The sequence below is a fragment of the Mycobacterium sp. MUNTM1 genome (genome assembly GCF_054660795.1).
In genome coordinates, this window is record NZ_BAAGDE010000072.1 from 18,513 (window position 1) to 27,054 (window position 8,542).

The 8,542-nt window shown below is 66.1% G+C and carries 10 protein-coding genes; 8 read left to right on the forward strand and 2 right to left on the reverse strand.

Annotated elements, in window-relative coordinates:
- Nucleotides 1-2 precede the first annotated feature (2 nt).
- Genes ACYQ8K_RS27015 through ACYQ8K_RS27030 form a run of 4 tightly spaced genes read left to right on the forward strand, consistent with a single transcriptional unit; the run spans nt 3 to nt 2,606 of the window.
- On the forward strand, nt 3-281 hold the full coding sequence (locus ACYQ8K_RS27015; protein ID WP_459973957.1) for a putative holin: 279 nt from the start codon (nt 3-5) through the stop codon (nt 279-281).
- Nucleotides 274-858, forward strand: coding sequence for a hypothetical protein (locus ACYQ8K_RS27020; protein ID WP_459973959.1), 585 nt, complete (start codon nt 274-276; stop codon nt 856-858). The genes ACYQ8K_RS27015 and ACYQ8K_RS27020 overlap by 8 nt, the downstream gene beginning before the upstream one ends.
- A 49-nt stretch (nt 859-907) precedes the next feature.
- The gene (lpdA, locus tag ACYQ8K_RS27025) at nt 908-2,317 is read left to right on the forward strand and encodes a dihydrolipoyl dehydrogenase (RefSeq protein WP_459973962.1); all 1,410 of its coding nucleotides are present in this window, start codon (nt 908-910) and stop codon (nt 2,315-2,317) included.
- 7 nt (nt 2,318-2,324) lie between these two features.
- Nucleotides 2,325-2,606, forward strand: coding sequence for a hypothetical protein (locus ACYQ8K_RS27030; RefSeq protein ID WP_459973964.1), 282 nt, complete (start codon nt 2,325-2,327; stop codon nt 2,604-2,606).
- Here the strand turns inward: ACYQ8K_RS27030 and ACYQ8K_RS27035 are convergent, their stop codons facing one another.
- On the reverse strand, nt 2,607-3,164 hold the full coding sequence (locus ACYQ8K_RS27035; RefSeq protein WP_459973966.1) for a carboxymuconolactone decarboxylase family protein: 558 nt from the start codon (nt 3,162-3,164) through the stop codon (nt 2,607-2,609). It lies immediately after the preceding gene.
- Nucleotides 3,161-4,585, reverse strand: a complete 1,425-nt coding sequence (gene ramB / locus ACYQ8K_RS27040; protein ID WP_459973967.1) for an acetate metabolism transcriptional regulator RamB — start codon at nt 4,583-4,585, stop codon at nt 3,161-3,163. The genes ACYQ8K_RS27035 and ramB overlap by 4 nt, the downstream gene beginning before the upstream one ends.
- Nucleotides 4,586-4,754: 169 nt before the next feature.
- Here ramB and ACYQ8K_RS27045 point away from each other — a divergent pair, with 169 nt between their 5' ends.
- From ACYQ8K_RS27045 to ACYQ8K_RS27060, 4 genes are all read left to right on the forward strand, one after another.
- The gene (locus tag ACYQ8K_RS27045; protein ID WP_459973977.1) at nt 4,755-5,552 is read left to right on the forward strand and encodes an acyl-ACP thioesterase domain-containing protein; all 798 of its coding nucleotides are present in this window, start codon (nt 4,755-4,757) and stop codon (nt 5,550-5,552) included.
- Nucleotides 5,553-5,818: 266 nt separating this feature from the next.
- Nucleotides 5,819-7,105, forward strand: coding sequence for an isocitrate lyase (aceA, locus tag ACYQ8K_RS27050; RefSeq protein ID WP_459973969.1), 1,287 nt, complete (start codon nt 5,819-5,821; stop codon nt 7,103-7,105).
- Nucleotides 7,106-7,290: 185 nt separating this feature from the next.
- The gene (locus ACYQ8K_RS27055) at nt 7,291-8,154 is read left to right on the forward strand and encodes a 3-hydroxybutyryl-CoA dehydrogenase (RefSeq protein WP_459973971.1); all 864 of its coding nucleotides are present in this window, start codon (nt 7,291-7,293) and stop codon (nt 8,152-8,154) included.
- A 98-nt stretch (nt 8,155-8,252) separates the two neighbouring features.
- The coding region (locus ACYQ8K_RS27060; protein WP_459973973.1) for a class I SAM-dependent methyltransferase at nt 8,253-8,542 on the forward strand (290 nt) is incomplete at its 3' end.

Here is an 8,542-nt window from a genome sequence, read left to right on the forward strand (position 1 = left end):
AAGTGATCCCACTTCCGCGCCCCTGGTTGTTGGCCAGCGCCATGCTGATCGGCAGTGCCGTCGGACTTTTGGCGGGTGTCGCGTGCACTGTGGCCGTGCACGCCAGCGTCCGCCCGGGCATCGCGATCGCGTCGGTGGTCGGCATCCTCAGCGTGGTCGGGCTGACGACGATCCTGTTTTCCGGACGCCGCTGGGTCACCATGCTGGGCGCGTTCCTGCTGTCGGTGGCGCCGGGCTGGTTCGGCGTGCTGGTCGCGCTGCGGGTGACCGCCGGTGCCTGACGACAAGGACGCCTCGAACCCGGGCACCGAGGCCTTCGTGCCGGACTTCTCCGACGACGAGGACGACGCCGAGCACACCGGCACCCAGTCGTGGGTCCCCGATTTCGATGACGACACCGGCGAGCACCCTGCCGTTACAGAGCACGAGCCCGCGGCCGGCGAGGACGCGGCGGTGACACCCACCGCGGATGCCGGCGAGCCGGAGCCGGCCGAGCCCGTCGGCCCGGTGCAACCGGTCAACGTGCCCGGCCGGTACCTCTACCTCAAGTGGTGGAAGCTGGCGCTGGTGCTGTTCGGCGTCTGGGCGGCGGCGGCCGTGATCGGGCTGGGGCTGTTCTATTGGTGGCACCACTCGGTCGACAAGACCGCGCCGCTGTTCGTGGTCCTGGTCTACGTGGTGGTGTGCATCGTCGGCGCGGTGATGCTGGCGATGACCCAGGGCAGGCCGCTGATCTCGGCGCTCTCGGTGGCGATGATGTCCGGGCCGTTCGCCGCGCTGGTGGCTGCGGCGCCCCTGTACGGCTATTACCACTGCGAGCGGGTGGGGCACTGCCTCGTCGGGCTCATTCCGTATTGAGGCCTCGCCCGGGCGGCCAGCGAGGGGCGTGGCCAACTAGGGTGGGCTCGTGCCTTCTCACTATGACGTCGTCGTCCTCGGGGCCGGTCCCGGCGGATATGTCGCAGCCATTCGCGCCGCACAGCTGGGCCGCAGCACCGCGATCGTCGAACCGAAGTACTGGGGCGGAGTCTGCCTCAACGTCGGCTGCATCCCCTCCAAGGCGCTGCTGCGCAACGCCGAACTCGCCCACATCTTCACCAAAGAGGCCAAGACATTCGGCATCAGCGGCGAGGCGACGTTCGACTACGGGGTCGCCTTCGACCGCAGCCGCAAGGTCGCCGAGGGCCGCGTCGCCGGCGTGCACTTCCTGATGAAGAAGAACAAGATCACCGAAATCCATGGCTACGGCCGGTTTACCGACGCCAACACGATCTCGGTCGAATTGAACGAGGAGGGCGGCGCTGGAAATCCAGCGACCATCACCTTCGACAACGCCATCATCGCCACCGGCAGCAGCACCCGCCTGGTCCCCGGAACGTCGCTGTCGGCCAACGTGGTCACCTACGAAGAGCTGATCCTGTCCCGGGAGTTGCCGGAGTCGATCATCATCGCCGGCGCGGGAGCCATCGGCATGGAGTTCGGCTATGTGCTGAAGAACTACGGCGTCGACGTGACCATCGTGGAGTTCCTGCCGCGCGCCCTGCCCAACGAGGATGCCGACGTCTCCAAGGAGATCGAGCGGCAGTTCAAGAAGCTGGGCGTCAAGATCCTCACCGGAACGAAAGTCGAATCCATCTCCGACAACGGCTCGGAGGTCACCGTCGTCGCCAGCAAGGACGGCAACTCCCAAGAGCTCAAGGCCGCAAAGGTGTTGCAGGCCATCGGTTTTGCGCCCAACGTCGAGGGCTTCGGCCTGGAGGCGGCCGGCGTCGCGCTGACCGACCGCAAGGCCATCGGGATCACCGACTACATGCGCACCAACATTGAGCACATCTACGCCATCGGCGACGTCACCGGCAAGCTGCAGCTGGCCCACGTCGCCGAGGCCCAGGGTGTGGTGGCCGCCGAAACCATCGCCGGCGCAGAGACTTTGGCGCTCGGGGATTACCGGATGATGCCGCGCGCGACGTTCTGCCAGCCCAACGTCGCCAGCTTCGGGCTCACCGAAGAGCAGGCCCGCGCGGAAGGCCACGACGTTGTGGTGGCCAAGTTCCCGTTCACCGCGAACGGCAAGGCGCACGGTGTGGGCGACCCCAGCGGGTTCGTCAAGCTGATCGCCGACGCCAAATACGGTGAGCTGCTGGGCGGACACCTGGTCGGCCACGATGTCTCCGAACTGCTTCCGGAGCTGACGCTGGCCCAGAAGTGGGACCTGACCGCCACCGAACTGGCCCGCAACGTGCACACCCACCCGACCATGTCCGAGGCGTTGCAGGAATGCTTCCACGGCCTGACCGGGCACATGATCAATTTCTGAGACAAGGATGATGCGCACCGTCACCCCCCAGGCCATCGCGGGTGTCGTCGGCGGCCTGGCGACCGGTTATGTCCTGTGGTTGCTGGCCATTTCGAACGGCGACAACGCGACGGCCGGCCAGTGGGCCCCGCTGGTGCTGCTGGCCTCGGTGCTGCTGGGGATCGGCGCCGCCCTGTGGGGCCTGCGGCAACGGCGGCGCGGCAAGCAGGCGTGGGCGGTGTTCGCGTTCGCGCTGCCGGTGCTTCCGGTGATCCTGACGCTGGCGATCCTCGTCGACGTCTACCTCTAGCTAACGCGGATGGTCCAGCGGGATGTCAAGCGCCGACATGGTCGCGGCGAGGCCGTCGTATTGGCTTGCGAGTAAACAGAATTCGATCAGCTGTCGCCGATCCAGGTGGGTCGCCAGCTGCCGCCAGGTGTCGGCGGTGACGGTGCGGGCTTCGACGAACTCGTCCGTCGCCGCCAGCAGTGCCTGCTGGCGCACGGTCAGGCGGGCATCGACCGGGTCCAGCCTCTCGGGCCACGCGAAGATGGCGGCCTGCAGGTCGGCGTCCAGCCCGGCCTTGCGCGCCATCCGGCGATGATGCTGCAGCTCGTATTCGCACCCGCGCAAGTGCGCGACGCGCAGGATCACCAGTTCGGTGTCGATGGTGGGAAGCTTGCCGCGCAGCAGCCGGCCCCCGTACGCCAGCCACGTCCAGAACAGCAACCGGCGCTGACCGAGCGTGGTGAACAGATGCATCTCCGGGGCGGCCACGGTGCGCGCACCCAGCTTCGCGATCACCCAATTGATCGGTCCCAGTTCGCGAAAGCGCCCCGGCGGGATCCGGCCGTTCGCGGGGGTCACGGCTGGGTCACCAGGTAGGGAGACACCGTGCTGCGGTGCTCGTCGAGATCGAGTGCGCGTCCGAGCGCCGGGAAGGCGCGCTGCGGGCAGTTGTCGCGTTCGCAGACCCGGCAGCCCGCGCCGATCGGTGTGGCCACTGTCCCTGCTTCCCCCGATACGTCGAGTCCTTCGGAGTAGACGAGCCGGTGCGCGTGGCGAAGCTCGCAGCCCAACCCGATCGCGAAGGTTTTACCGGGCTGACCATACCGGGCCGCGCGGCGTTCCACGGTGCGGGCCACCCACATGTAGTTGCGGCCGTCGGGCATCTGCGCGATCTGCACTAGGATCTTGCCCGGGTTGGCGAACGTCTCGTACACGTTCCACAGCGGGCAGGTGCCTCCGCTGGAGGAGAAGTGAAAGCCGGTGGCGGACTGGCGCTTTGACATGTTGCCGGCCCGGTCGACCCGGACGAACGAGAACGGCACCCCGCGCATCGACGGGCGCTGCAACGTCGAAAGCCGGTGCGCGATGGTCTCGTAGCTGATCGAGTAGAACGACGACAGCCGCTCGACGTCGTAGCGGAAGTTCTCCGCGACGTCGTGGAACTGACGATAGGGGAGCACGGTGGCCGCGGCGAAGTAGTTGGCCAGCCCCAGCCGGGCCAGTGTGTGCGACTCGTCGCTGGTGAACTTGCCCTCCTCGACCAGAGTGTCGATCAGATCGCCGAACTCGAGGTAGGCCAGTTCGGCGGCCATCTTGAAAACCTGCTGCCCCAACGACAGATGGTTGCTGAATTCCAGCGTCTTGGTCTTGGGGTCGTAGCGGTGCAGCACGGTGTCGCCCAGGTCGATCCGGCGGTTGATGTGCACCCCGTGCACCTCGGTGAGCCGGCGGGTGAGCTCGCGCGCCAGATCGCCGTGGTGCAACCGCATCTTGATGGTGAGGTCCTCGGCGGCGGTGTCCAGCTCGTGCAGGTAGTTCTGCCGTTGATAGAAGTAGTCGCGCACTTCCTCGTGCGGCATGGTGATGGAGCCGCTGCCGCTGCCGTCGGAGTACCGCTCCTCGGTGGCGGCCGCGAGCTGCGCCGTGGTGATCCGGTAGCGCCGGTGCAGGTTGACCACCGCGCGGGCCAGCCCCGGATGGGCGCTGACCATCTCGGCGACCTCCGTCGGGTCGACGTCGATGTCCAGGTCGCGGTCCATCGTGACTTCGCGCAACTCGGCCACCAGCCGGGTGTCGTCCTGCGAGGAGAAGAAGGTCGCATCCACCCCGAACACCTCGGTGATGCGCAGCAGCACGGCCACGGTCAGCGGGCGGACGTCGTGCTCGATCTGGTTGAGGTAGCTCGGCGAGATCTCCAGCATCTGGGCCAGCGCGGCCTGGGAGAAGCCGCGTTCGTTGCGCAGCTGGCGCACCCGGGAGCCGACGAATGTCTTGGACACTTCACCGAGGCTACCGGCCATGTGAAGATCTGATTCGCAGACTTGGCATCGCAGGCGGCCGCGTCGAAATTGGTATTCGGAGCACCTCGTTGGCATGATGCGTCCCGGGCCACAGGCCTAGCCTGGGGTGACCACGAGGAGGAATCGGGAAGCAGTGGGGACGGTGGCCGTGAGCCTGGATAAACAACTGATGCCGGTGCCCGACGGCCACCCTGACGTTTTCGATCGCCAGTGGCCGTTGCGGGTCGGCGACATCGACCGCACGGGCCGGTTGCGGCTGGACGCGTCCGCGCGCCACATCCAGGACATCGGCCAGGACCAGCTGCGCGAGATGGGCTTCGAGGAGACCCACCCGCTGTGGATCGTGCGGCGCACCATGCTCGACCTGATCCGGCCGATCGAGTTCAACGACATGCTGCGCCTGCGCAGATGGTGTTCGGGCACCTCGAACCGCTGGTGTGAGATGCGGGTTCGCATCGATGGGAAGCGCGGCGAGGGGCTCATCGAGTCCGAGGCCTTCTGGATCAACATCAACCGCGAGACCCAGATGCCCTCGCGCATCGCCGATGACTTCCTGGCCGGCCTGCGCAAGACGACCTCCATCGACCGGCTGCGCTGGAAGCCCTACCTGAAGCCGGCCAGCCGCGACGACGCGGTCGAGATCCACGAGTTTCCGGTCCGGGTCACCGACATCGACCTGTTCGACCACATGAACAACTCTGTGTACTGGAGCGTGATCGAGGACTACCTGGCGTCGCACCCGGAGCTGATGCGGCCGCCGGTGCGCATCGCGATCGAGCACGAGGCGCCGGTGGCGCTGGGCGACAAACTGGAGATCATCTCGCACGTCCACCCGGCCGGATCCACCGAACAATTCGGCCCCGCGCTGGCCGATCGGACTGTTACAACGCTCACATACGCCGTCGGCGACGAGGCGAAAGCCGTCGCCGCGATCTTTGCTCGCTAAACCGGACAAGCGTCCCGTTAACCGCCGTTGACCTGCGCGTTTTTGTTACCGGTGGGTAGCTTCTGAAACGGTTAAGTGAGTTAGCAACTTAGCAACCTTCACAAATTCGCGCGTTCCTGTGGCTTAAATTGGCAACTGAAACGGGTGGACCGGCCCCTACGAGCTGTGTCATCTTCGAGTTAGCACACCAGTGAAGTTGAGCCGCTAGCTACCGCCGGTGAGGCGTCCAGCAACTCAGTAGTGAAGATCGTGAAGGAGCATGCCCAATGTCTGTCGTTGGCACCCCCAAGAGCGCCGAACAGATCCAGAAGGACTGGGACACCAACCCGCGGTGGAAGGATGTCACCCGGACCTACACCGCCGAGGACGTCGTCGCCCTGCAGGGCACCGTCGTCGAGGAGGCCACCCTGGCCCGCCGCGGCGCCGAGGTGCTGTGGGAGCAGCTCCACGACCTGGAATACATCAACGCGCTGGGCGCCCTGACCGGCAACATGGCCGTGCAGCAGGTGCGGGCCGGCCTGAAGGCCATCTACCTGTCCGGTTGGCAGGTCGCCGGTGACGCCAACCTGTCCGGCCACACCTACCCCGACCAGAGCCTCTACCCGGCCAACTCGGTGCCGCAGGTGGTGCGCCGGATCAACAACGCGCTGCTGCGCGCCGACGAGATCGCTGCCGTCGAGGGCGACACCTCGGTGAAGAACTGGCTGGCGCCGATCGTCGCCGACGGTGAGGCCGGCTTCGGTGGTGCGCTCAACGTCTACGAGCTGCAGAAGGCCATGATCGCCGCCGGTGTGGCGGGATCGCACTGGGAGGACCAGCTGGCCTCGGAGAAGAAGTGTGGCCACCTTGGTGGCAAAGTGCTGATCCCGACCCAGCAGCACATCCGCACCCTGACCTCGGCCCGCCTGGCCGCCGACGTGTGCGACGTTCCGACCGTCGTCATCGCCCGGACCGACGCCGAGGCCGCCACGCTGATCACCTCCGACGTCGACGAGCGCGACCAGCCGTTCATCACCGGTGAGCGCACCAAGGAGGGCTTCTACCGGGTCCGCAACGGCCTCGAGCCCTGCATCGCCCGCGCCAAGGCCTACGCGCCGTTCTCCGACCTGATCTGGATGGAGACCGGTACCCCGGACCTCGAGCTCGCCGCCAAGTTCGCCGAGGGCGTCAAGTCCGAGTTCCCGGACCAGATGCTGGCCTACAACTGCTCGCCGTCGTTCAACTGGAAGAAGCACCTGGACGACTCCACCATCGCGAAGTTCCAAAAGGAGCTCGCGGCAATGGGATTCAAGTTCCAGTTCATCACGCTGGCCGGCTTCCACGCCCTGAACTACTCGATGTTCGATCTGGCCTACGGCTACGCCCGCAACCAGATGAGCGCTTACGTCGAGCTGCAGGAGCGCGAGTTCGCCGCCGAGGAGCGTGGCTACACCGCCACCAAGCACCAGCGCGAGGTGGGTGCCGGTTACTTCGACCGCATCGCCACCACGGTGGACCCGACCTCGTCGACCACCGCGCTGACCGGCTCCACCGAAGAGGGCCAGTTTCACTGAGCCCGAGCGGGCTTTGGCCGCGAGGACGAAGTGAAACAGAAAGCTTGAGTCACTGAGCCCGAGCGGGCTTTGGCCGCGGCGCGAGCCGCGGCCTGAAAATCAGATGAAGTAGCGTAGGCCCCGCCCAGCTAAACCTGGGCGGGGCCTATTGCGGTGCAAGACGATACGACACCGGAGAGAAATCAGTGAGTGACGCAACGATCCAGCGGGTAGGAGTTGTCGGGGCCGGCCAGATGGGGTCCGGCATCGCCGAGGTCTCGGTCCGCGCCGACGTCGACGTGACCGTGTTTGAGACCACCGAGGCCCTCATCACGGCCGGACGCAACCGCATCGTGAAGTCGCTGGAGCGCGGGGTCAGCGCCGGCAAGGTGACCGAGCGGGAACGCGACCGGGCGCTGAGCAAGCTCACCTTCACCACCGACCTGAAGGACCTCGCCGACCGCCAACTGGTCATCGAGGCGATCATCGAGGACGACGCCGTCAAGGCGCAGGTTTTCGCCGAACTCGACCGGGTCATCACCGACCCCGACGCCGTGCTGGCGTCCAATACCTCCAGCATCCCGATCATGAAGATCGCCGCCGCGACGAAGAACCCGCAACGGGTGCTGGGCCTGCACTTCTTCAACCCCGTGCCGGTGCTGCCGCTGGTCGAGCTGGTCAGCACGCTGGTCACCGACGAGGGCGCCGCCGCGCGCACCGAGGAATTCGCGAGCGCCGTGCTGGGCAAGCAGGTCGTGCGCTGCTCCGACCGGTCCGGCTTCGTGGTGAACGCGCTGCTGGTGCCGTACCTGCTGTCGGCGATCCGCATGGTGGAAGCCGGTTTCGCCACCGTCGAGGACGTCGACAAGGCCGTGGTGGCCGGGCTGTCGCACCCGATGGGTCCGCTGCGGCTGTCCGACCTGGTCGGTCTGGACACCTTGAAGCTGATCGCGGACAAGATGTTCGAGGAGTTCAAGGAACCGCAGTACGGGCCGCCGCCGCTGCTGCTGCGCATGGTGGAGGCCGGCCGATTGGGCAAGAAGACGGGCCAGGGCTTTTATACCTACTGAGTAACGACCGATGACGCACCGGTGCCCGGATGGCCGCCAATTGACGGATCGGTTAGTATGCTCGCGTTGAATAGGACGAAAGGTTTGTGCCGAAAAAAATGACAAATTTGAAACCGTACTACGAGGAATCGCAGTCGATCTACGACGTCTCGGACGAATTTTTCGCACTATTTCTAGACGACACGATGGGCTACACGTGCGCGTATTTCGAGCGCGATGACATGACGCTCGAGGAAGCGCAGATCGCGAAGTTCGACCTGGCGCTGGGCAAGCTGAACCTCGAGCCGGGGATGACGCTGCTGGACATCGGCTGCGGCTGGGGAGCCACCCTGCGGCGCGCCATCGAGAAATACGACGTCAACGTCGTCGGCCTGACGCTGTGGGAGAA